22 protein-coding genes, 1 tRNA gene and 1 riboswitch are annotated in these 21,498 nt (G+C 46.7%); of the genes, 8 read left to right on the forward strand and 15 right to left on the reverse strand.

All coding sequences use genetic code 11. The features are described 5' to 3' along the window. Positions 1-65 precede the first annotated feature (65 nt). The 8 genes from bluB (at position 66) to cobO (ending at position 8,239) form a co-directional block, all read left to right on the forward strand. Complete coding sequence (gene bluB, locus MF542_RS16590; RefSeq protein WP_247021525.1) at positions 66-713, forward strand: 5,6-dimethylbenzimidazole synthase; 648 nt, start codon at positions 66-68, stop codon at positions 711-713. 77 nt (positions 714-790) lie between these two features. After that, positions 791-1,000: riboswitch (cobalamin riboswitch) on the forward strand. A gap of 140 nt (positions 1,001-1,140) precedes the next feature. Continuing rightward, positions 1,141-2,991, forward strand: coding sequence for a TonB-dependent receptor plug domain-containing protein (locus MF542_RS16595; protein ID WP_247021527.1), 1,851 nt, complete (start codon positions 1,141-1,143; stop codon positions 2,989-2,991). 17 nt (positions 2,992-3,008) lie between these two features. Continuing rightward, positions 3,009-3,896, forward strand: coding sequence for an ABC transporter substrate-binding protein (locus MF542_RS16600; RefSeq protein WP_247021528.1), 888 nt, complete (start codon positions 3,009-3,011; stop codon positions 3,894-3,896). After that, entirely contained in the window at positions 3,889-4,881 is a 993-nt protein-coding gene (locus tag MF542_RS16605) for a FecCD family ABC transporter permease (protein WP_247021530.1), read from the forward strand. Before MF542_RS16600 ends, MF542_RS16605 begins: the two co-directional genes overlap by 8 nt. Beyond that, positions 4,878-5,663, forward strand: coding sequence for an ABC transporter ATP-binding protein (locus tag MF542_RS16610; RefSeq protein WP_247021532.1), 786 nt, complete (start codon positions 4,878-4,880; stop codon positions 5,661-5,663). The genes MF542_RS16605 and MF542_RS16610 overlap by 4 nt, the downstream gene beginning before the upstream one ends. Continuing rightward, complete coding sequence (gene cbiB, locus MF542_RS16615; RefSeq protein WP_247021534.1) at positions 5,663-6,622, forward strand: adenosylcobinamide-phosphate synthase CbiB; 960 nt, start codon at positions 5,663-5,665, stop codon at positions 6,620-6,622. Before MF542_RS16610 ends, cbiB begins: the two co-directional genes overlap by 1 nt. Next, positions 6,619-7,641 carry an aminotransferase class I/II-fold pyridoxal phosphate-dependent enzyme gene (locus MF542_RS16620; RefSeq protein WP_247021536.1) on the forward strand — a complete coding sequence of 341 codons (1,023 nt, stop codon included), beginning with the start codon at positions 6,619-6,621 and terminating at the stop codon, positions 7,639-7,641. The genes cbiB and MF542_RS16620 overlap by 4 nt, the downstream gene beginning before the upstream one ends. Next, positions 7,631-8,239 carry a cob(I)yrinic acid a,c-diamide adenosyltransferase gene (cobO, locus tag MF542_RS16625; protein ID WP_247021537.1) on the forward strand — a complete coding sequence of 203 codons (609 nt, stop codon included), beginning with the start codon at positions 7,631-7,633 and terminating at the stop codon, positions 8,237-8,239. The genes MF542_RS16620 and cobO overlap by 11 nt, the downstream gene beginning before the upstream one ends. A 4-nt stretch (positions 8,240-8,243) precedes the next feature. Here the strand turns inward: cobO and MF542_RS16630 are convergent, their stop codons facing one another. The 15 genes from MF542_RS16630 to MF542_RS16700 form a co-directional block, all read right to left on the reverse strand. Further along, positions 8,244-8,876, reverse strand: a complete 633-nt coding sequence (locus tag MF542_RS16630; protein WP_247021539.1) for a histidine phosphatase family protein — start codon at positions 8,874-8,876, stop codon at positions 8,244-8,246. Continuing rightward, positions 8,873-9,667 (reverse strand): adenosylcobinamide-GDP ribazoletransferase, encoded by a 795-nt coding sequence (gene cobS / locus MF542_RS16635; RefSeq protein WP_247021541.1) that lies wholly within the window; start codon positions 9,665-9,667, stop codon positions 8,873-8,875. Before cobS ends, MF542_RS16630 begins: the two co-directional genes overlap by 4 nt. Then, positions 9,660-10,682 carry a nicotinate-nucleotide--dimethylbenzimidazole phosphoribosyltransferase gene (gene cobT, locus MF542_RS16640; protein ID WP_247021543.1) on the reverse strand — a complete coding sequence of 341 codons (1,023 nt, stop codon included), beginning with the start codon at positions 10,680-10,682 and terminating at the stop codon, positions 9,660-9,662. Before cobT ends, cobS begins: the two co-directional genes overlap by 8 nt. Continuing rightward, positions 10,669-11,229, reverse strand: coding sequence for a bifunctional adenosylcobinamide kinase/adenosylcobinamide-phosphate guanylyltransferase (gene cobU, locus MF542_RS16645; RefSeq protein ID WP_343265026.1), 561 nt, complete (start codon positions 11,227-11,229; stop codon positions 10,669-10,671). The genes cobT and cobU overlap by 14 nt, the downstream gene beginning before the upstream one ends. 165 nt (positions 11,230-11,394) lie before the next feature. Continuing rightward, the gene (locus MF542_RS16650) at positions 11,395-11,913 is read right to left on the reverse strand and encodes a nuclear transport factor 2 family protein (RefSeq protein WP_247021547.1); all 519 of its coding nucleotides are present in this window, start codon (positions 11,911-11,913) and stop codon (positions 11,395-11,397) included. Positions 11,914-12,461: 548 nt separating this feature from the next. After that, on the reverse strand, positions 12,462-13,199 hold the full coding sequence (locus MF542_RS16655) for a retropepsin-like aspartic protease family protein (RefSeq protein ID WP_247021549.1): 738 nt from the start codon (positions 13,197-13,199) through the stop codon (positions 12,462-12,464). A gap of 62 nt (positions 13,200-13,261) precedes the next feature. Further along, entirely contained in the window at positions 13,262-14,014 is a 753-nt protein-coding gene (locus MF542_RS16660; RefSeq protein ID WP_247021551.1) for an MBL fold metallo-hydrolase, read from the reverse strand. Then, a complete protein-coding gene (locus tag MF542_RS16665; protein WP_247021553.1) occupies positions 14,011-14,820 on the reverse strand; it encodes a TatD family hydrolase in 810 nt (269 codons plus the stop codon). Before MF542_RS16665 ends, MF542_RS16660 begins: the two co-directional genes overlap by 4 nt. Next, entirely contained in the window at positions 14,820-16,394 is a 1,575-nt protein-coding gene (metG, locus tag MF542_RS16670) for a methionine--tRNA ligase (protein WP_425531263.1), read from the reverse strand. Before metG ends, MF542_RS16665 begins: the two co-directional genes overlap by 1 nt. A 1-nt stretch (position 16,395) precedes the next feature. Next, positions 16,396-17,502: a DNA polymerase III subunit delta' gene (locus tag MF542_RS16675; protein WP_247021557.1), complete on the reverse strand. Its 1,107-nt coding sequence runs from the start codon at positions 17,500-17,502 to the stop codon at positions 16,396-16,398. Beyond that, positions 17,502-18,155, reverse strand: coding sequence for a dTMP kinase (gene tmk, locus MF542_RS16680; protein WP_247021559.1), 654 nt, complete (start codon positions 18,153-18,155; stop codon positions 17,502-17,504). Before tmk ends, MF542_RS16675 begins: the two co-directional genes overlap by 1 nt. A 1-nt stretch (position 18,156) precedes the next feature. Next, entirely contained in the window at positions 18,157-19,338 is a 1,182-nt protein-coding gene (locus MF542_RS16685; protein WP_247021561.1) for a D-alanyl-D-alanine carboxypeptidase family protein, read from the reverse strand. Between the two features lie 24 nt (positions 19,339-19,362). After that, the gene (locus MF542_RS16690) at positions 19,363-20,178 is read right to left on the reverse strand and encodes a septal ring lytic transglycosylase RlpA family protein (RefSeq protein WP_247021563.1); all 816 of its coding nucleotides are present in this window, start codon (positions 20,176-20,178) and stop codon (positions 19,363-19,365) included. Continuing rightward, positions 20,175-21,248, reverse strand: a complete 1,074-nt coding sequence (locus tag MF542_RS16695) for a lytic murein transglycosylase (RefSeq protein ID WP_247021566.1) — start codon at positions 21,246-21,248, stop codon at positions 20,175-20,177. Before MF542_RS16695 ends, MF542_RS16690 begins: the two co-directional genes overlap by 4 nt. Positions 21,249-21,421: 173 nt before the next feature. Continuing rightward, a tRNA-Lys gene (locus MF542_RS16700) sits at positions 21,422-21,497 on the reverse strand. Between the last annotated feature and the right edge of the window lies 1 nt (position 21,498).

A 21,498-nucleotide genomic window follows, 5' to 3' on the forward strand; every position in this document is an offset into this window, starting at 1 on the left:
CTACTGATCTGCAGTGGTTTATAGCCGGATTTCCCCAATGTGAACCAGTTTGAATAGAGTAAGTTATGGATAATCCTTCTCCAGAATTTTCTGATCAGTTTCGTGCAGAGTTTGATCAACTATTAAGTTGGCGAAGGGATGTTCGTACATTTAAAACTGACCCATTGAACCAAGAAATATTTGAATGTCTGCTCAGGGAAACTCTTACCAATTCTCCTTCTGTAGGGAACTCTCAACCTTGGCGTTTTGTGCGTATTTCAACCCCTCAAACTAGGCAGTTAATTCGAAATCATGTAGAGTTCGAAAACAAACGATCAGCACAAATATATGAAGGTAAAACCGCAGAACATTATAACCGTCTGAAATTGCACGGGCTTCATACAGCGCCCGAACAGCTGGCTGTGTTTTCAGCCATGAATCCAAATGAGGGTAAAGGCCTGGGCAGGCAAACGATGCCCCAAACTCCAGTATGGTCTACAATTATGGCCATTCACACCTTATGGCTGAAGGCTCGAGCGCTAGGTATCGGATTAGGATGGGTCTCTATCCTTCAACCTCAAGAGATGACTGCGATATTAGACTGCCCGGAAGACTGGCAATTTATAGCGTATCTTTGTATGGGATATCCTAAGGAAGAGAGCCAAACACCTGAACTTGTTCGGGAAAATTGGCAAGAACGCCTACCAATGGAGAAGCTGATTTTACAAAAATGATATGGTAGGAAAACCACACTTCGTTGCTCAATTTAAGGCTTCATGGCACATAATCATTGAAAAAAAACATCCCTTAAAGTATCCGGGTGCCAGATGGTGCTCTGGGAAACCAGAGTGAAAAGGGAAAACGGTGCGATCATTTTTGATTTAGTCCGTTGCTATGCCCGTAACTGTAAGTAAAGAGTGAACCCCGTACACCACTGAATGCTGATGTTTGGCAGACGGGAAGGTGGGTGTTTCATGTTTGATTTACAAGCCAGGAGACCTGCCATCGCATCGCCCTCTCTAGCGGTCGGAGCAACCAGTTAGAACGGAATCCCGTGTAGGCGATAAAACCGTTTGCACGGAGATTGTCTCGTTATTCATCCGACAAGCTCCCTGTTAAGATTAATTCGCCTCTACGGAGGCAAGCTTGATGGATTTTGCCATGCAACATCTTAAAAATTCTGTATGTATCACCGCGCTTCTTGCTGGTGGTCTTTATTCTGCACCAACCCTTGCTCAAGACGAAGCAGCAGACGACATTGAAACAATTTACGTAACTGTAAACCGCCGCGCGCAACCACTTTCACAAATTGGCAGTAGTGTTTCTGTTCTTACGGATATCGACCTGCAAAAGGGTCAGAACATTTTTGTCGTGGATGCCCTAGAGGTGCTGCCGAGCGTAAATATCGCCCAAAATGGTTCTTTTGGTGGGCTGGCATCCCTTTCTTTGCGCGGTGCTGGTGGTGATAGTACGGCTGTACTCATTGATGGTGTGCAACTGAATGATGCTTCATCTACGGGTAACGGCTATAATTTCGCTCATCTTGATACAAATAATATCGAACGTATCGAAGTACTGCGCGGTCCACAATCTGTACTATATGGTTCAGACGCTATCGGTGGTGTGGTGAATATCATCACGAAAACTGGTGGTGATGGCCTTGGTGGCAACGCATATGCTGAATATGGCTCTTACAACACATTCCGTACTGGTGGCGCGCTGCACGGCGGCACGAAGAAACTTGGTTTTAATCTGGCAGCCAGCTTCACAGATACAGACGGTATTTCTGCCGCTGATGAAAATGACGGTAACACCGAGCGTGATGGCCTGCGCAGCTATAATATCTCGGGTAAGGTAACCAGCGAAATTTCCGAAGATCTTCGTTTTGAAGTGATCTCGCGTTATTCTGATAATGCCAGTGAATTTGATAGCTTCGGACCAATTGATGGTGATGAAGTTGCCCATACTGATGAGTTTTTGATTGCAGGTCGTGCGCATTTTAACCTGTTCGATGGACGCTTACAGAATACTGTATCCGCAGAGTTTTCTTCAATTGAGCGAGAGAATTTTACAAATGGCGCTTCCAGCTTTGGGGCACAGGGTAACCGTACAAATTTTGACTATCTTGGTGTATTTGAAGCCACAGAGGACTGGACTGTAACCTTCGGTGCTCAGCATGAAGTTGCTAAAGCTACAAACCTTGAAGGTGATGGTATTTCCATTGATAGCGTGTTTGGTGAATTGGGCTGGACACCTGTGGAAGGGCTGGTTCTGACAGCCGGTATTCGTCAGGATGATCACGAGACATTCGGTGGTGCCACAACAACGCGTTTCACAGGGTCATATCAGGTAACAGATACAACGCGCCTTATTGCAAACTGGGGTGAAGGCTTTAAAGCACCCAGCGTGTTCCAGCTAACATTTGTTTGTACTTTCTGTGGTCTTACAGAGCCAAGTTCAGATCTCCGCCCAGAGCGCGCTAAAGGCTATGAATTTGGCGTTGAGCAAACTTTCCTTGAAGGTGATCTTCTTCTTTCCGCGACATGGTTTAACCTGAAAACCCGTGATGCCATTGATTTCACTTTCACAAATGGTTACGCCAATGTGGATTCTCGTCGTTCAGAAGGTCTTGAGCTAGGTTTGCAGGCAATCCTAAGCGATAGGCTGGATGTAAGCGCTAATTACACATATACAGATGCTGTTGATACAGCGACTGATATTGCGATCGAGCGTCAGCCGGAAAACCAATTCTCTGCCACCGTAAACTGGGCGCCTGTTGAGGCGGTTAATCTGCGGGCAACACTTGTTCATAACGGTGAAGAAGAACAGTCATTTGGTGCTGGAACTCTAGAAGCCTGGACACGTCTTGATCTGCGAGCAAGCTTCCAGATCAATGACCGTGTGAGTGTATACGGCCGTATCGATAATCTGTTTGATGAAGAATATCAGTCTATCATTGGATACGGTACACCTGACCGTTCAGCTTATGTTGGGCTAAGGGTTAATCTCTAGTAAACGGGAGCAAGGTAATGGCTTTAGGAAAGTTATTATCTGGTCTTCTGCTAGCAACACTGTTTGAGATGGTGGCAGCACCGTCTCAAGCAGCGGGTGATGCTGAAACTCAACCTCTGCCTTCGGTGGTTTCGCTCGATTACTGTGCGGATCAATATATTCTTGCTCTCGCTGATCGTTCGCAGATTAAAGCGGTATCAAAAGGGGCTAGGGAAAAATATTCTTTCTACCGGGCACGAGCTGCTGGGGTCCCATACACAGAAAGCTCGATTGCTGAAGTCATTGCTCTGCAGCCAGAGATTGCTATCCAGAGCTATACAGTCGCGGCGCGTATGCCTGAAATGGCGGAACGTACTGGATTTGAGCTTGTTAAAACGCGGTTTGGCAGTGCACCTGAAATTGTACTTCAGAATGTTCGTACCATTGGAAAAGCCATAGGCCGCGAAGCGCAGTCTGAAGCAATGGCAAAGACGTTCGAAGCCCGATTACAGGCGTTGAAGCTAGAGGCGAAATCCTCCCTCCAGATTGCCTATGTCACTCCAAGTGGGTTCACCTCAGGTGTTGGTACGTTTGTGGACGGCATCATCGAACTGGCAGGCTTTCGTTCTTATGCCGCTTCAAAAGGGTATCAGGGTTGGCTGCTACTTCCGCTTGAAGACCTGATTATGGATCCGCCAGATATGTTTGTGACCAGCTTCTTCGATACCAATATGGAAAATCAAAGCAATTGGAGCCTCAGCCGACATGACAGATTGCTTGAGATGATGGACCAAACCCCGACCGTTCACCTGCCCGGAAGTTATCTGGCCTGTAATGGTTTGTTTCTCGCCGATGCTGCGGAAGCTATCCGCGCTAAAGCCAGTGAATTTGGTATCCTGAAAAAGAAAGATACGGCCGATGAATAAATATCTGAGAGATAACGTTTTTCTTGGGCTGCTGTTGCTTGGGGTAATGCTGTTTTCGCTCATATTCGGCAGGGTTGATATGTCCCTTGCGGATGTCTGGCAAGGGCTGACCGGTGGTAAAGATGATTCTGTTTCTATTATTGTGCGTGAACTTCGGTTGCCGCGTGTGATTTTAGGGGCTGTCGTTGGCGCTGCTCTTGGCCTTTCAGGTGCAGCGCTTCAGGGAATGCTGAGAAACCCTCTCGCTGATCCCGGTGTTATTGGAGTAACGGCCAGTGCGGCTTTTGGCGCTGTGCTTGCTATTCACTTGGGCTTTATCATCAGCTTTCCGCTTATGATTTCCTTCTTCGCTATGGCGGGCGCACTTGTTGCAACAGCTATCCTCCTTTTCATCTCAGCGCGAGATGCCAGTGTTCTTATGCTTATTCTTGTGGGGCTTGGTATTAGCTCGCTTGCAACAGCTCTTATCTCACTTGTAATGAACCTTTCAGAGAGTCCTATCAGTGTGCGGGATATGATTATGTGGATGCTTGGTTCACTTGAAAACAGAACAGTATCTGATCTCTGGTTTGCACTGCCGTTTATCGGTTTTGGCTGGCTGTTGATGTTGAATGTAGGGCAAGAACTGAATGCTCTCAGTGTCGGTGAAGACACGGCGAAGACCATGGGGGTGAATATAAAGCAGCTTAAACTCCGTATCGTCGTTGGTTCAGCTATCAGTGTCGGGGCGGCAGTTGCCGTATGCGGTAGTATCGGGTTCGTAGGGCTAATTGTGCCGCACATGGTGCGTGGTCTTATATGTAAGGAACCGGGGCGGTTATTGCTGCCAAGTGGTTTGATGGGGGCGCTGCTACTTACCTTTGCTGATATTTTAACAAGAGTACCAACCCCAGGCACTCCGCTTCATATCGGCGTGGTTATGGCGCTTGTTGGGGCACCAGCATTCCTGTTCATTGTTTATAAAGCCCGGGAGGCCATGAGATGAGCGATTTAAAGGTAGCCAATCTCTCACTGGAGGTCGGGACGAAAGAAATACTGAAAGATGTTTCTGCTGAGATGAAATGCGGCGAGCTGGTGGGTCTTATCGGGCCAAATGGTGCAGGTAAAAGTAGTTTGCTTAAAGCCATTCTCGGGCTTCAAGATTGTGTCCGAGGTGAGGTGATGCTTGAAGGAAGAGATTTAAACAGTCTTTCCATCAAAGAACGTTCGAAGCTGTTCGCCTATGCGGCGCAAGGGGCACCGGTTCACTGGCCTTTAACCGCAGAATATATTGTCGGCCTTGGGCGAGCGCCTCATCTAAATCCGTGGCAAAGAATGGGCGTAAGAGATCTGGAAATTGTCGAGGAAGCGCTTAGAAAAACGGATTGCACGCACCTGAAAGAGCAGTCTGTGACGACATTGTCGGGTGGAGAAAAAGCGCGTGTGTTACTTGCTCGTGCGCTTGCTTCTGACACGCCGTATCTGTTTGCTGATGAACCAGTGGCGTCTCTTGATCCAGCTCATCAGCTTCAGGTGATGGATATCCTGAAAAATGAAGCTGAGGCGGGGAAGGGCGTAATGGTTGTTCTTCATGATCTTGGATTGGCGCTTCGTTATTGTGATCGTTTGATTTTGTTGCATGAAGGCAAAACGATTGGTCAGGGAAGTGCGGAAGAAATTTTAAGTGATGAAAATTTAGATCAGGTTTTTGGCGTTCAGGCCGAGCGTTGGAAAAATAAGGGACGAGATTTTTTGATCGTTCATAATCTGGATAAAGGGGTTGCCTGATGCTATTAGCGTGTCTGGCTATGCTGGTGGATACTTTGACTGGGGAGCCTAAATTGCTTTACAGCCGAATAAAGCACCCGGTTAGCTGGATGGCCGCTATGCTTATGTTTTTAGAGCGCCGTTTTAACAAACCATCCAGAAAGAGAAGTGTTCGCAAGTTTTTAGGGACGGTTTCCATTCTGCTGTTGATACTGCTGTGGGGAGCTACTGCGTGGATTGCCGAAAACGCTATCAAGAGTTATGTGGTGGAGCCGTATAGCTTGCTGTTTGTTGCATTGATTGCCAGTGTCTTTATTGCTGCAAGAAGCCTCTTTGAACATATTAATTTGGTGAAGAATGCTCTTGATCGGCAGAGCGTTGAAGATGCCAGGTGTGCAGTAGGGATGGTCGTAGGAAGAGAAACGGCTGACCTTGACGAACTGGCTGTTTCACGTGCTGCGGCGGAGAGTTTGGCGGAAAATTTTTCTGATGGTGTTATTGCCCCGCTGTTTTGGTTGCTGATAGGTGGGCTTCCCGGGCTGATTGTCTATAAGATGGTCAACACTGCTGACAGCATGATTGGACATAGAACAGAACGCTTTCGTGATTTTGGATGGGCAAGTGCCAAACTTGATGATGCGATGAACTTGTTGCCAGCGCGGATAACAGCACTTTTACTGGCCTTGGGAGCCTTTGTGCTGAGAATACCTTCAGCTTTTCAGGGCTTTAAAGTGGCCTTCAAGGATGCATATCTACACGCGAGCCCAAATGCAGGCTGGCCGGAAGCAACAATGGCTGGTCTTCTCAAGGTGCGTCTCGGTGGCCCTAGGTCTTATGGGCCGGGGCAAAGGGAAGAATATGCATGGCTCGGCGCTGACTTCCCTGAAACCAATCAGCCTGATCTTGGATTGGCGCTGTGTATCGTGAAAGCATCTTGGTTGGTTCTATTTGTCTTGTTAATGGTGGGAGGTGTGTGGTGATCCCCTCCATTCATCATGGTGGTGATATGCGAGCGGTAAAAGCGCAATATCCTCATTTGCAAGAAGGATGGCTGGACTTGTCTACGGGCTTGAGCCCATTTATTTATCCGTGGCAAGAGAAAATAGCTGCAGCTGATCTCTATGAAGCGTCTTCAAAACTGCCGCAAACCTCCCTTATTGATACTTGCGGTAAGGCATGGTCACGGTATTTGGGGATAAAGGATAGGACTGATTGGCTCGTTACGGCCGGCTCACAGGCTATCATTAATATAATGCCGCAGCTTCTGCCTGAATACCAGGCGGTTATTCCTGTTCCAAATTACGGTGAGCATGCCAGAGTGTGGAGCCGGTCTGCTCGGCCTGCCATTATGCTGGAGCGAGAGGTATTAAAATCTTTTGAATATGGTGACCAACAGGTTGTTTTTCTGACGTCCCCAAATAACCCTGACGGATATATTTGGTCGAAAGAGGTCATATGGAAAGCCGCTAAACAGCTGAAAGAAAAGAGAGGGTATCTGCTGCTGGATGAAGCGTTTGCCGATGTTGCCTTCTCTACCAGTATAGTCACTGAAGACATACCAGATAATATGATCCTTCTGCGTTCCTTTGGTAAGTTTTTTGGCTTGGCAGGGGTAAGGCTTGGTTATGCAAAGTTGCCAGCTGACCTGAAGGGCCAGGCACAAGCTATTCTGGGCCCTTGGTCTGTAAATGGGCTGGCTGCTCTTATCGCTTTCACAGCTCTTCGAGACGATAGATGGATTCAGGATACTCGAATGGCACAGGCTAAAGGGATGGTGAAGCTGAAAACCATTCTGGAGGGTGCCGATTTTGAAATTATAGGGGGTACTGATCTGTTTTGTCTCGGTTACCATAAAGATACAGACCGACTGACAGAACAGTTGAATGGTAGCGCTATCCATATTCGGCGCTTTGAAGAATACCCCAATTGGATACGCTTTGGCCTACCGGCCAGCGAGAAAGAATTTAACCGCCTGAGGGAGGCTTTATATGTCAGATGATATTAATGAAGAACACCGTAAGAAGATGGTGAAGCTCAAAGAAGAGCAGCGCGCTAAGGTGAAAGAAAAAAAGAAAGCTGAGCGTGGGCTTTTGATGGTTCATACTGGCGACGGTAAAGGGAAATCAACCGCAGCTTACGGTACGTTGTTACGCGCGCTGGGCTGGGGGCATGATGTTGCTGTTCTTCAATATGTTAAAGGCAATTGGAAAACCGGTGAGAAAGAGTTTTTTAAGCGGTTTCCTGAGCTTGTTCGTCTAGAAGTGATGGGCGAAGGATTTACGTGGGAAACTCAAGATCGCGAGCGGGATATTGAAGCCGCAAGAAAAGCTTGGGAGGTAAGTAAAGAGATGCTGAACTGCGGTGACTATGATCTCGTTGTCCTTGATGAGCTGAATATCGTGCTCAGAAATGATTATTTGGATGTTGAAGAAGTAAAAGAAGGCCTGCTTGCTCGCCATCCACGTACAACAGTGATTGTAACTGGCCGTAATGCCAAACAGGAAATCATCGATGTTGCTGATTTGGTGACCAGTATGGAAATGGTCCGCCATCCTTTTGAAAACGGAATTAAAGCCGCGCGCGGTATTGATTTTTAGAGTGTTAGTAGAGGCGGTTAAGGCACTGAAGCTGCCATTGACCGCCTTTTCCCTGTCCTGTTTGATGCAATAGACGGGTGAGAGAGAAGGGCTCTGCATTTAGTGCAAGAGCCTGATTGGTGTCTAAACCAAGAGTTATGCCTGCAAAGGCACGGATCACACCTGCATGGGTTACCAAGACCTTAGGAGTTGAATTTCCTTCTTTGATAAGGTTTTCAATAAAACCTGACACTCTGTCGCTAACAGAGGAAAAACTCTCACCTTCAGGGGGCGTTGTTTCAGCCGCTAACAGGGACCAGTTATGCGGTTCTAAATCTTTCATTTCCTCCCATATTTCTTCAAAACTTAACCCTTGCCACCTACCAAAGTTCTGCTCAGTAATTTCCGAAGAAGTGTTTATTATTTTGGGGCTTAGACTTCCTTCTTTAATCAGTGCATTAGCTGTACTTTGGGTGCGATCCAGGGGGCTTACGTACCATTCAGCGTTCTTGGGGAGTTCAGCGGCTAGTGCTGAAATGGTTTCCGTCGCTGGCAATACTGCTTCTGCGTTCGCATCTTTATAAATGCCCTTACGGCTGTTTTTAACCGGCGCGTGACGGACTAGATACCATTCTGTTAGCTGAATATCACTGATCATGAGGATGCCTGCCATAAAGTTGCAAGTGTTATGAGCATAGCGATCTCGGAAAGCTGCTGTGTTGCACCCAGAATATCTCCGCTATAGCCGCTTACTTGTTTGTAAGCCAGTCGACAGAAAATAAGCGTCGTTAATAGTGCACTTACCGTAAGAAATATTGTTGCAGCCATACCAGCAATGAAAAAGCTACAGCCAAGTGAGAGGATAAAGGCCGTTGTTACCGTTGGAAAAGAGGGTTTGCCAGCCTCGGTGGCAAGGCTGTTGCTACGGGCAGGGGAGAGTATCAGTGACGGAATAAGTACTACAGAACGAGATATAACTGCGACAATTATCATTGCACGTATGATATCGATATCTGTCAGGGATTGAAGGCTGAAGAATTTGAAAGAGAAGGCAATAATTAAAGCAAGACCACCATATGTACCAATCCTGCTGTCGCGCATAATTTCGAGTTTTTTATCCTTACCGTATCCGCCACCAAATCCATCGGCCACATCAGCGAGGCCATCTTCATGAAAAGATCCTGTGGTGAAAACTGCGGTAGATATAGCTATTAGGATTGCGAGCTGTTTAGGCATCCCCATTTGAGTGCTTGCGAGAAAAGCCAAACTCATCAGGCCACCTATGAAAAAGCCTACAACTGGGTAAGCCCTCATGGCCCGGCCTAAGTTAGGAGGTGTATTCGAAATTTTGGCCCAGTTTATGGGAATGCGCGTGAGCAACATAAAGGCAGCAGCGATATCTTCGCGCCATTTTCGAACTAAGCCTTTTTTATTGCTCTCGTCAGTCACCACTGGTTACTCCAGCTTCTTTGAACGTCGCCATACCGTTATGAGCAGCAAGAGCTGATTTAATGATCATTAGAGCCACGGCAGCACCACTGGCTTCCCCCAGTCTCATGCCAAGATCAAGAAGCGGTTTTTTGTGAACTTTCTCTGCTATCAGTTTATGCCCAGGCTCCACAGAAAGGTGAGAAATCAAACAGTGATCAAGAGCATCAGGGTTTGATTTCACAAGAGCCGCTGCAGCTGCGGTAGAGATGAGACCATCCAGTATTACAGGAATACGCTTATGTCTGGCCGCTAATGTGGCCCCAGCGATTGCGGCTAGTTCCCGACCGCCTACTGTCCTTAATATATCAAAAGAAGATATTTGGCTTGAAAGATGGAGCAGGTGAGCATCTTCCACGGCTTTAAGTTTGGCCTTAAAACCATTGTCATCAACACCAGTGCCGCGACCAACCCAATCAGAGGGAAAACAGCCAAACGTTGCCTGAGCAACTGCTGCTGCTGATGTGGTATTTCCAATACCCATTTCCCCGAGAAGGATTATGTCAGCATCTTCAGGAACAGCATCAATACCTGCTTGAATAGCTGCACAGCATTCTTCATCGCTCATCGCGGGGCCTGAAGTAAAATCTGCCACTGGTTGGTCTAGATCAAGGGCTATTACATCGAGGGTTGCACCTGCGGCCGCACATAGCTGATTAATAGCAGCTCCACCAGTTGCAAAGTTCGCAACCATCTGCTCTGTAACTTCCGAAGGGAAAGCAGATACTCCCTTACGCGTAACACCGTGATTGCCGGCGAATACCAAGCAATGTACGTTATCTGTAGTTGGCTTTAACTTGCCCTGCCAACCAGCAAGGAAAACAGCAATTTCTTCCAGCCTGCCGAGGGAGCCTGGCGGTTTAGTAAGCGCAGATTGGCGCTGAGTAGCCTCATCTATGAAATGTTGCTGAGGGGAGGGTAACCCTTCCAAGAGCGCAGAGAAACTGCTGTGGCTGGTGATTTTAAGGTTGGTCACTAGATAAACTTTCTAACATGGTACGACCATCTTTTTTCAAAGGCATAGGTAAACCAGCGATAATGAAAAAGCAGTTGGGCAGGGCGGCAGCTAAGCGTTGATTAAGCCTTCCTGCTTCATCACGGAAATCACGTGCAAGCTTATTCGCAGGCACAATTCCCATACCTACCTCGTTACTGATGCATATGACCGGGCAAGGGGCTTTTTTTATAGAAGTTAAAAGGCTGGTGATTTGAGCATCGATATCTAGCTCAGCGAATGTGATATTACTAAGCCATAAGGTGAGGCAATCAATAAATATGACAGTATTTTCATAGGCTTCGGCGTTAATAACGTCAATAATATTGGTTGGTTCTTCAATGGTTTTCCAGCCAGATGTTTCTCGCAATTGTTGGTGATGAGCAATGCGTTCTTGCATTTCATTGTCGTGCGCTTCAGCAGTAGCGATATAAATAGGTGTAAGCTCAGTTGCCAGCGCCAGCTTTTCACCAAAACTGCTTTTGCCTGAACGTGCACCGCCCAATATCAACGCTGACTGTGAATGCACGAGCTCTCACCTATGTTAAAAGTTTCTTTCTAATTTAAAGGCTTACATCAGTGTAAAGGGCTCCGCAAGCAAGACTATCACGAGGAGCTGTTTGGCCAAGTGAAAGAATTACAGGCGAAGTACGGAACCCTAAGATTTAGCTGTTATGTGTGGCAAATAAATCCTCTAGAATGGCGAGTTATCATGAAGCTCAGATTTCACCACTGGGCGGCTAACACCCCAATGCTCAGCAAATTTTCCATCTTCCATACGGAATATATGCATGCCAGCATTTCCGGTGGAAGAGGGAGTTGGTTTAAAGTGTATATGCATCCAAACCAGATCACCATCTGCGCCAGCCCGTTTAATATCACCGTGCATTTGCGGCATTCTTTCCAGCGCACGTGCAAAATACTGTAGCAGACCTTCTTTTCCATCAGGTACATGAGGAGCGTGTTCAATATGAACATCTGCAACACACTCTCTGCCAAAACGGTCAACATCTAAATCCACTTCAAGCGCCTTCATGCAGTAGACGGCTTTTTCCAGGTTTTTCTGCTCCAGAGCTTCCTGAGCAATAATTTCAGCGTCTGTATCTGTACCGATAGCTGGAACCACATTAAGCGCCATTGCTAAAGCTGTAGCAGCGGCTTTTGGTTGCCATTTATGGAGTAGGTTCTTTTTCCTTGGGCTATGAAAGTTCATATTTTCCTCACTGTTTTTATAGTTAATGTTATTACCTATCTTATATTTAGCAGTTTTTTACAATTAATATAATTCGTTCATTTGAGATAGGAGGCTCTTTCTGGCGGTAAGGGTTGGTTTAAAAGTTTTTAAGAAGCGAGGCTTGCATAAATAGCGGGGAAGAATGCGCTAACCAAGGAAAAGAGGTGTCGGTTTTTATATTAATAAATATCGCATAATTTATATTATGGGAAATTATACGGTGTTTATTAAAAACGTCTCGTTGCAACTTTTCCCATTATAAACAACGTGTTACAGCCTTATTCGCACTAAGGACTAAGTTTTACTCTTCTTATGGGGATATTTCATGATGTCGCTCTTAATGTCGATATCAACGGCCTGACACCGCTTGTTGAGTGTGTGAACAATGAAAACGAGCTTAGGCTTTCTAAACGTCTTCGCAATGGTCGCTACAAGCATTCTGTTAAAGCTACCTGACGAAGCTTGCTATGCTTCCAGCCTCAGCGGACTATATTCTATTTCATGATTTGAAATTAGCCTTAACACAATTAAGGCCGTAAAATCAGTGTATCACCGCGCATTTCAACGCTTGAGAAGCGGTTAAGGATATTGAGGCCAAGGAGTGAACCTCGCATATCTGCACCGTTTACGGTAACGGTAACGTCGTAAAATGCTTCTGTGCCAATCTCTATGCTGTTTACGCGGGTTTTCGCAAACTGAACGGAGCCGTTCGCTGTCTCTGCCCTGCCCGTAAACACCAGATCATCCATATCAATGCCAACAAGAGCCGCATCTTCCGGGCTTAACACTACGTTACTGGCGCCTGTATCCACCATAAATTTCACTGGCACATCATTAATTTGGGCTCGCAGCCAGAAATGGCCATCTTTTGCCCTGTGCACCAGAAGCCCGTGGTCAGAACTGGTAACGCCTGATGGATCAAGCGCCGCCATAAACCTCGTTCCCACATCAGATTGGTACAGGTAAAAAAGCGACGTGCCTACAATGAACAAAAGCCAAATGCCCGCATATTTGATGAGCTTTAAAATAGACGTTCGGCTCCAAAAAGCCGCCACACCGCCGAAAATACCCAGAATAACCAAGCTACGCACCAAATAAGGGTCATTCATTGTGGTGCTTGGAAAAACAAGGGACAGACCAAAAACAAGCATCGCCAGGCCAAGGAGAAACAGCACAAGGCGGAGAACCTTTGGTTGCTCCACTGTTCTGTAACGATCGTGATTTTTTCCTTTGTGGTCAGGTACTTGCCACGGATCATGATCCATCGTGCTTTCCTCCAAGGATACAGTGTACCGCATCAGTAAGGTTTGCTCAAATGCTCAATGGTTTAGAGAGTGATTTCCATACCGTCATAAGCAGGTTCAACACCGTCAGGTAATTCCCGCTTAAGCGTTTCATAATCCATATCCCATGTCATATGGGTGAGAATGGCGCGTTCGGGTTTAATCAGTTCAATCCACTTGAGAGTTTGTTCCAAATGGGAATGTGTTGGATGAGGTTCATAACGAAGTGCATCTACCACCCAAACCTTCACGCCTTGTAATGCTTCAACGGCTGTTTCTGGTAAGCGGTTCAGGTCTGTTGAATAGGCCATATCCCCGAACCTGTAACCGAGGCTGATACCGTTACCGTGGCCCTGTTCAAATGGTGTCATTTTAATTGCACCAACGGTTTTGGGGCCGCTTAAAACATGGCCTTTACACATCGCCGGATACCCAGCCTGCGAGCGAAAGATATAATCAAACCGGTCTTTAATAACCTGTAAGGTTTCTTCATCGGCATAAACCGGGATTTTCTCCCGGCTTGAATGGAAGAAACCACGAAGGTCATCAATGCCGTGCACATGGTCTGCATGATCGTGGGTATAGAAAACAGCATCCAGACTTTCTGTGCCTGCCATTAGCATCTGTTCGCGAAAATCTGGTGTAGTATCGATAACGAAGGTTGTGTCCCCCTCTTCCACCAGCACACTTGCCCTGCGCCGACGGTTTTTTGGATTTTTGGGGTCACACGCACCCCAATATTCCGGAATCTTAGGCACGCCGCCAGAAGTGCCACAGCCTAAGATCGTGAGTTTCATGCCGCGGCCTTTGCAGGTGGTGTGATCTTAGAGAAAAGATCGAAGAAATTCTGTGTGGTCGCTTCGCTGAGCTCCTCAAGGCTTTCTCCGCGCAAATCTGCTAGAAATTCTGCAGTGTTCGCAACAAATGCTGGTTCACACTTTTTACCTCTGTGCGGTACCGGCGCAAGAAATGGAGAGTCAGTTTCAATGAGCAAGCGGTTTAGCGGAATGGTTTTCGCGCTGGCTTGTAGTTCCTTCGCACTTCTGAAGGTTACAATCCCGGAAATAGAGATATAAAGCCCCATCTCTAGGCAAGCATCCGCGAGGCGTTGGCTTGCAGTAAAGCAGTGAATAACGCCCGGGAAAAAGCCCTTTTTCATTTCTTCGGTAAGGATATTGATGCAATCATCATCCGCGTCACGTGTGTGTACGATAACAGGTAAGCCAAGCTCACGAGATGCTGTGATATGGCTGCGAAAATTCACGGCCTGCATATCCCGGGGTGCATTATCATAATAATAATCCAGCCCAGTTTCACCAATACCCACGATTTTGGGGTGTGCAGCGCGTTCCAGAAGTGCTTGAACAGCTACGTCAGGTTCGTTTTCCGCCTCGTGAGGATGAATGCCTACGGTGCCAAATATATCATCATATTTCTCAATGATATCAATGATTTCTGGGTATTGTCTCAACTTAGTGTTTATGCTTAGCATACAGCCAACACCAGCGGCGCGAGCGCGTTGAACAACATCGTCTTGCTGTTCAATAATGCCCTCGTAGTTCAGATGGCAGTGACTATCAACAATATACCCGTATTTGCTCATTATTCAGCGGCCTCTGGCAATTCAAGGCGAGGGAACACACCTTGTGGCTTCGGTATATCAATGCCTGGTTGAAGACGCCCTGCCTCATTCAACTGGTCAAACCCACGATTTGTAACGCTGATCTGGCTTAAAAGTTTGTCTCCTGCTTCGGGCATAATTGGCTGAATAAGAATACCAAGCATACGAATAGCTTCCGCAAGTACATAAAGCACCGTTTCCATGCGCGCCGTATCGGTTTTACGGAGCTTCCATGGTTCCTGCGTGGTGATATAGCGGTCAGCGGCAGCTGCTTGTGCGAAGATCGCTTCAAGTGCCAGATGGAAGGCTTGCTTATCCATATGACCGCGTACAGTTTCCAGCACGGCTTCGATCCCGGAAAGAAGTTCTGTATCTTCCGCTGTAAGTTCGCCTGGTGCTGGTAACTTCGCTTCACAGTTCTTGTGGATCATTGAAAGCGTGCGTTGGCTCAGGTTGCCAAGGCCATTCGCAAGATCAGCATTCGCCCGGTGAACGAAAGACTGACGAGAGAAATCACCGTCATTACCAAACGGTACTTCTCGCATCAGGAAGAAACGAGTTTCATCAAGGCCAAAGGTTTCAATAAGTTCGAATGGATCTATGACATTACCAAGAGATTTAGAGATCTTCTGGCCTTCATTTGTCCACCATCCGTGCGCAAATACGCGGTTTGGCAACGGCAAATCAGCTGCCATAAGGAAAGCAGGCCAATAAACCGCGTGGAAGCGCAGAATATCTTTACCCACCATATGAACATTTGCTGGCCAGAATTTTTGGTAATCAACACCATCAGTATCTGGGTATCCAACGGCTGTTAGATAATTAGTAAGTGCATCAATCCACACATACATAATGTGGCCATCTGCATTTGGTACAGGTACACCCCAGTTAAATGTTGTGCGGGAAATAGATAGGTTCTCAAGGCCGCCTTTTACAAAGCTGCGAACTTCATTGAGGCGGGATTTCGGCATTACGAAATTTTCCTGACCATCATAAAGCTCAAGCAGCTTATCCTCAAAGGCAGAAAGTTTGAAGAAATAGCTTGGTTCTTCAACCCATTCCACTGGAGCGCCTGTTGGGGCAAGTTTTTCATCGCCCTCGCCGTCAATCAGTTCAGATTCAGCATAAAAGGCCTCATCACGCACGCTGTACCAACCAGCATATTTATCTTCGTAAATGAACCCTTTTTCCACGAGGCGTTCCCAAAGGTGCTGTACTGATTTTTTATGACGTTCCTCGGTTGTGCGAATGAATTGGTCATTAGAGAAATTCATTGCCTTCGCCAACTCCTGGAAGCGTGCTGAAACACGGTCACAAAATTCAAGCGGAGCGACACCAGCTTTCTCAGCTGATTTTTCAACCTTTTGGCCGTGTTCGTCAGTGCCTGTAAGGAACATAACATCATAACCGTCCAGCCGCTTGAAGCGCGCGAGAACATCACATGCAAGGGTCGTATAGGCATGGCCAATATGTGGAACATCGTTCACATAATAGATTGGCGTCGTAATGTAAAAAGACGACTTATCAGTCATTGTTTCTCTCAAACTTTTAAAGATACTATCGGGCGACTGCACTGAGGGATGTAAATAAATTTACGATCACCTGCTTACGGTCAAGATTTACCGCATCAGCGCGCGCCACCATTTGGCCCATCTTTTCCCACAGGTCCAGCCAGCGATCAACCCCGGCTGATACAGAAATACGCCTCATTTGTTCATTTTCACCGTCTAATATTTCTGGAAGGGGCATGTTACTGGCGCTCTGGCGGATCATGCGTTCAATCCAGCCGAGGTAAATCTTTACGAACAAACGATATTTAGCATCCGCTTTAACCGCGGCCAGTTCACCTGCAAGGATATGTATTTCAGGAATATTAAAACGCGGAAAACGGCTTAAATGGGTGGATACTTTCCTGTATAGGCCTACACCGTCGTTATTAGCCAATTCAATTGCCCTACCCGGCGCGCCTTCAGACAAACGTGTGAGGGCCGTTAGATCATCGATAGATAACTCAGGAAACTTACCCGCAAGCACAGCTTTCACGCCGTCTTCTGGTAGTGTAGAAAGCGATAAAGCACGGCAACGACTTTTTATAGTTGGTAACAATTTACCCGGTGCATGAGATAGCAGCAGAATAATAGATTTCTCAGGTGGTTCTTCAAGGATTTTAAGAAGCGCATTGGCTGCATTCACGTTCATCTCGTCTGCAGCATCTACAATTGCCACACGCCAGCCACCTTCGGCACTCGTCTGACTGTAGAAGCTGATCAGTTTGCGGATATCATCAATAACGATATCGTTCCGAAGTTTACCGGTTTTCTCATTCTCTGTTCGTTCGGCGACCACAAGCCCACCGTGCCCACCAGATACGATGCGGTGAAGATCAGGGTGATCAGGGCTGATATTTAGCGAAGTAGCCTCACTTGGTAGATCATCGCCAAATAAACCGGGCCCATCATCCTTATCTGCTTGGGTTAGCAGGAATTTTGCGATCTTCCATGCTAGTGTGGCTTTACCTACTCCTTTGGGGCCTGAAATAAGCCAGGCATGGTGAAGTCGGTCACTATTGAAGGCCTCAAGAAACATGCGTTCTGCGGCTTCATGGCCGAGCAGCAACTCCGAATGCCTTGGGTTTAATTCCAAACTTTCTTCCGTATCAGCCATTAAAGGGAAAATCTCTCTGCAACAGTTGCACGAATTTGTTCTTGCAGTTCATCGATGCTTTGTGTGGCATCAAGAACAATAAAGCGGTCTGGTTCGGCATCTGCCAGCTTGAGGAATGTTGCACGAAGTGTTTCATGAATACTTACATCCATTCGCTCAAAGCGGTCTTCTACATTTACTGTTTTAGTGCCTTCGCGGCCAATGGCACGTTTAAGGCCAATTTCAACAGGAAGGTCCAGAAGAAATGTTAATGTGGGTTTTAAGTTTCCAAATGCAAGTCTTTGTATTTGCTCAACATTCTCAACACCAACCCCTCGCCCAGCGCCCTGATATGCAATGCTGGAATCTTCAAATCGGTCACACAGTACCCATTTACTTCCAGCGAGTGCTGGGCGAATGGTACGAGCAACATGCTCGGCTCGTGCTGCTGCATAAAGGAGCGCTTCCGTTACTGGTTCCCAGCGGTCCACATCTCCGGTCAGAACAAGTTCACGGATAAGCTCTGCCCCCGTGCAGCCACCTGGTTCACGCGTTCTGAGAACGTTAAGGTCTTTTTCCTTAAGCCATTCTTCTAGGAGTTTAATCTGTGTTGACTTGCCACCACCTTCACCACCTTCAAAGGTGATGAAAGGTGCATTATTTTGCGTTGGCATATTAATTAGGCTCCGGCTTCTTCGCGCCAGCAGAACCAAACAGCATATATTCGAAGGCTGCGCCAATTTTACCTAAACCACCAACTTTATCAATGGTTTCTCCAGCAACAAGATCGCGGGTTACTGCCGCACGCCCTGGCATTTCAACTTTTAATGTACCTACTTTCGCGCCCTTTTGAATTGGTGCAGCAATCGGGTTTGTATATTCGATTGATACTTTCATTTGAGCACGCTGGCGACGGGACATTGTAATCGCCAGATCATCTGAGATGAGAAGCGGTACAGTTGCTTCCCCACCGAGCCAAACTTCTGCATAGTCAACAGTTTCGCCAGCACGGAATAATGGATAGTGGCTAAAGTTACGGAAGCCATACTGCAAGAGACGCTGGCTTTCACGACTACGAGCCGCTGAGCTATCAAGGCCACCAACAACTACTACAAGGCGGCGTCCTTCACGTTCAGCTGATCCTGCCAGGCCATATCCACTTTCTTCTGTATGTCCTGTTTTAAGGCCATCAGCGCCAGCAAAACGGCCCAGAAGTGGGTTGCGGTTATAGCGATTAGAGCGGAAATCTTTATAAAGATACTCACGTTCAGCAAACATTGGGTAGAGATTTGGGAAATCATTCACCAAATGCAGGGATAGATTAGCAAGATCACGAGCCGTCATCACATGACCTTCAGCAGGCCAACCGTTTACATTCTTGAATTGGCTTCCGTTCATACCAAGTTCAATAGCCTTAGCATTAAGCCATTCCACGAATATCTCTTCTGAACCCGCCATATGTTCGGCGAGTACTGCACAAGCATCGTTACCAGAAAGTACAATGATACCACGAAGGAGATCGGCAACAGTTACAACATCACGGGCTTTCAGGAACATAGTCGAACCGCGGTTATTCCAGTTGCGCCATGCTTCATCTGAAACTGTCACCTCATCATCAAGGCGCATCTCACCTTCTTTGATGGCTTCAAAGGCAAGATAAACTGTCATCAGCTTACTCATTGATGCCGGAGGGAAGCTTGTGTCAGGATCCTTCTCAAAGAGAATGCTACCTGTCGAAGCATCAAGCAAAACTGCATGACGAGCCGGCGTTGCCATTTGCTGTGCGTTAGCAATACTTGCCAAGCCCATAACTGTTAGTGAAATTAGTAGGAGCCTTGCCCAAAACTGCTTAATCATTCTATTCCCTTGATCTACCGATCGTTACTTTACAGTTTCTGTGAAAATTCGCGCTTCATAAAACCCATCCGCAACTATGCGGTCAAGTCTCTCTTCAGCAGTTATTCGTTTAATAAACGGCCCTAGCCTCACGCGCCACAAAGTGCGCCCACTGGCATCAGCCTGTTCCGCTCGGGCTTTATGCCCTGCTCTTTTTAACTTTTGCACCTGTTTTTTGGCATTTTGGCGGCTAGAGAAAGAACCAACCTGAATATAGTGGCTTTCGTCTCTTACCGCCGCTGTTTGCGTTGGTTGAGGTGTACCTCTTGGTGGATTGCCATTTTCGTCAACCGCTTGAACCCGAACTTTGGTAACGCCTTGCTTTTGAAAACCAAGCAGCTGCGCCCCTCGACGTGATATATCAATGATACGAGTGCCTACAAAAGGTCCTCTGTCGTTAACACGCAGTATAATGGTGCGGCCATTAGACAGATTGGTAACTTTAACGAAAGTAGGTAACGGAAGCGTTTTATGCGCTGCCGTCAACGCATTCATATTAAAATATTCACCATTTGCAGTTTTTTTGCCGTGGAAGTCTTTCCCGTACCATGAAGCATATCCTACTTCATCATAGTAAGGGTCTTCTTTTGGGTGATACCATTTGCCCGCAACTTTATAGGGTGTACCAACTTTACGTTTTACACCCTGATCACCTTTAGGCAGCTCGTTATCATTAGGATAACGCCCAGAAGGAGCGCCACCACCACCTGATGTAGGTGTTGGACTGCTCCAATTTGAACTACAGGCCCCTAGGGCAACTACTAGAATACCAGCAATAATATGTTTCTTGGTTAACATCATTTCTGGTCAATAATATCCGATAACAAGCCAACTGCCAGCGCATATTTAAAGCTTGGGTTATAGCGCATTACAGAGCAAAAGTTTCGGTACACCAGATAACCTTCATCATCACCTTCATCGCCTACAATGAGCGCTGCTGGCAGAGAACGGCTTGGTAAATCTGTGCCATCAAGACGGCGTACACCTAAAGCTTGCCAGTCTTGAAGATCATGCCAAACCCCCATGCTTTTATAAGCTTTACACCAGCGATCCGGCGAAATACCTTCAGCCTGTTTACCTTGCAATGACTTTTCGCCGCCCTTGGGTAGCTTTACTTTACGCCCCCAAGTTTGATCATCTGCCCAGCCATAAGATTTCAGATAGTTAGCGATAGAACCAAATACATCTGCTTTGCTGTTCCAGATGTCACGTTTGTTATCGCCATCCATATCAACAGCATATTTTAGGTAATTTTCTGGCATGAACTGTGGCTGGCCCATAGCTCCGGCCCAAGATCCTTTCATGTTCTCAGGTGTAGTATGGCCTTGGTCAATTATCTCAAGGGCGGCAAATAACTCTCTACGGAAACGTTTTGCTCTGCGCTTATCATAAGCGAGTGTCGCAACCGCATCAAAAACGCTGTAGGATAGCGGTACTGTGCCGTAATTGGTTTCGATACCCCATATCGCAGCAATGAAACGTGGCTGCACTCCAAACCGTTCAGCTGCGGCCTTTAATGCAGCCTCGTGCTCAGCCATCATGGCTTTGCCTTTACCTTTCCGCCAATCGCTCACACGACTTTTTAAGTAGCGAGCATAAGTTTGCTTTACTTCTGGCTGGTTTCTGTCTCGTTTTATAATCTTTTTAACTGGGGCAATGGTAGGTAGAACCATATCCAAGGTTTCGGCTTTAATGCCTCGTTCAAGACCTTCCACCCTAACGCCTTCTAGCCATTCAATAAAAGCTGGATCATTGCGTAGATGAATCTCTGTTACATTATCAGAATCTTGTGCCGCAGCTGCTATGGGTAGCACAGCAGTAGAAACAGCAATTATTGCACTTATTGATACAGCTTTAAGAAAGGACGACAAACCAACAACTCCCCGAAATAGTAATTGCCTAACATTACGCAGCAAGCGCGCTTTAGACAAGGACAGAAACCCGTCTTTTTCAAGGCAATAAACTAATTATGGGGGATTTAGCAATTATAGTGTTTTAGCTCAAAACAAATAAGGCTGATACTCGAAGTATCAGCCTTTATATTTGGTGAGCCCGACAGGGTTCGAACCTGTGACCTACTGATTAAAAGTCAGTTGCTCTACCAGCTGAGCTACGGGCCCA

This window comes from Kordiimonas laminariae, assembly GCF_023008165.1.
GTDB lineage: Bacteria > Pseudomonadota > Alphaproteobacteria > Sphingomonadales > Kordiimonadaceae > Kordiimonas > Kordiimonas laminariae.

Excerpts from the sequence above, each read along its gene's own strand:
- MF542_RS16650 (WP_247021547.1), bottom strand. The coding sequence starts at position 11,913 with ATGAACTTTCATAGCCCAAGGAAAAAGAACCTACTCCATAAATGGCAA.
- cbiB (WP_247021534.1), top strand. The coding sequence starts at position 5,663 with ATGCTATTAGCGTGTCTGGCTATGCTGGTGGATACTTTGACTGGGGAG.
- MF542_RS16690 (WP_247021563.1), bottom strand. The coding sequence starts at position 20,178 with ATGATGTTAACCAAGAAACATATTATTGCTGGTATTCTAGTAGTTGCC.
- MF542_RS16655 (WP_247021549.1), bottom strand. The coding sequence starts at position 13,199 with ATGGATCATGATCCGTGGCAAGTACCTGACCACAAAGGAAAAAATCAC.
- MF542_RS16610 (WP_247021532.1), top strand. The coding sequence starts at position 4,878 with ATGAGCGATTTAAAGGTAGCCAATCTCTCACTGGAGGTCGGGACGAAA.
- MF542_RS16675 (WP_247021557.1), bottom strand. The coding sequence starts at position 17,502 with ATGGCTGATACGGAAGAAAGTTTGGAATTAAACCCAAGGCATTCGGAG.
- tmk (WP_247021559.1), bottom strand. The coding sequence starts at position 18,155 with ATGCCAACGCAAAATAATGCACCTTTCATCACCTTTGAAGGTGGTGAA.
- MF542_RS16605 (WP_247021530.1), top strand. The coding sequence starts at position 3,889 with ATGAATAAATATCTGAGAGATAACGTTTTTCTTGGGCTGCTGTTGCTT.
- MF542_RS16660 (WP_247021551.1), bottom strand. The coding sequence starts at position 14,014 with ATGAAACTCACGATCTTAGGCTGTGGCACTTCTGGCGGCGTGCCTAAG.
- MF542_RS16685 (WP_247021561.1), bottom strand. The coding sequence starts at position 19,338 with ATGATTAAGCAGTTTTGGGCAAGGCTCCTACTAATTTCACTAACAGTT.
- cobO (WP_247021537.1), top strand. The coding sequence starts at position 7,631 with ATGTCAGATGATATTAATGAAGAACACCGTAAGAAGATGGTGAAGCTC.
- MF542_RS16665 (WP_247021553.1), bottom strand. The coding sequence starts at position 14,820 with ATGAGCAAATACGGGTATATTGTTGATAGTCACTGCCATCTGAACTAC.
- MF542_RS16630 (WP_247021539.1), bottom strand. The coding sequence starts at position 8,876 with ATGATCAGTGATATTCAGCTAACAGAATGGTATCTAGTCCGTCACGCG.
- MF542_RS16595 (WP_247021527.1), top strand. The coding sequence starts at position 1,141 with ATGCAACATCTTAAAAATTCTGTATGTATCACCGCGCTTCTTGCTGGT.
- bluB (WP_247021525.1), top strand. The coding sequence starts at position 66 with ATGGATAATCCTTCTCCAGAATTTTCTGATCAGTTTCGTGCAGAGTTT.
- MF542_RS16600 (WP_247021528.1), top strand. The coding sequence starts at position 3,009 with ATGGCTTTAGGAAAGTTATTATCTGGTCTTCTGCTAGCAACACTGTTT.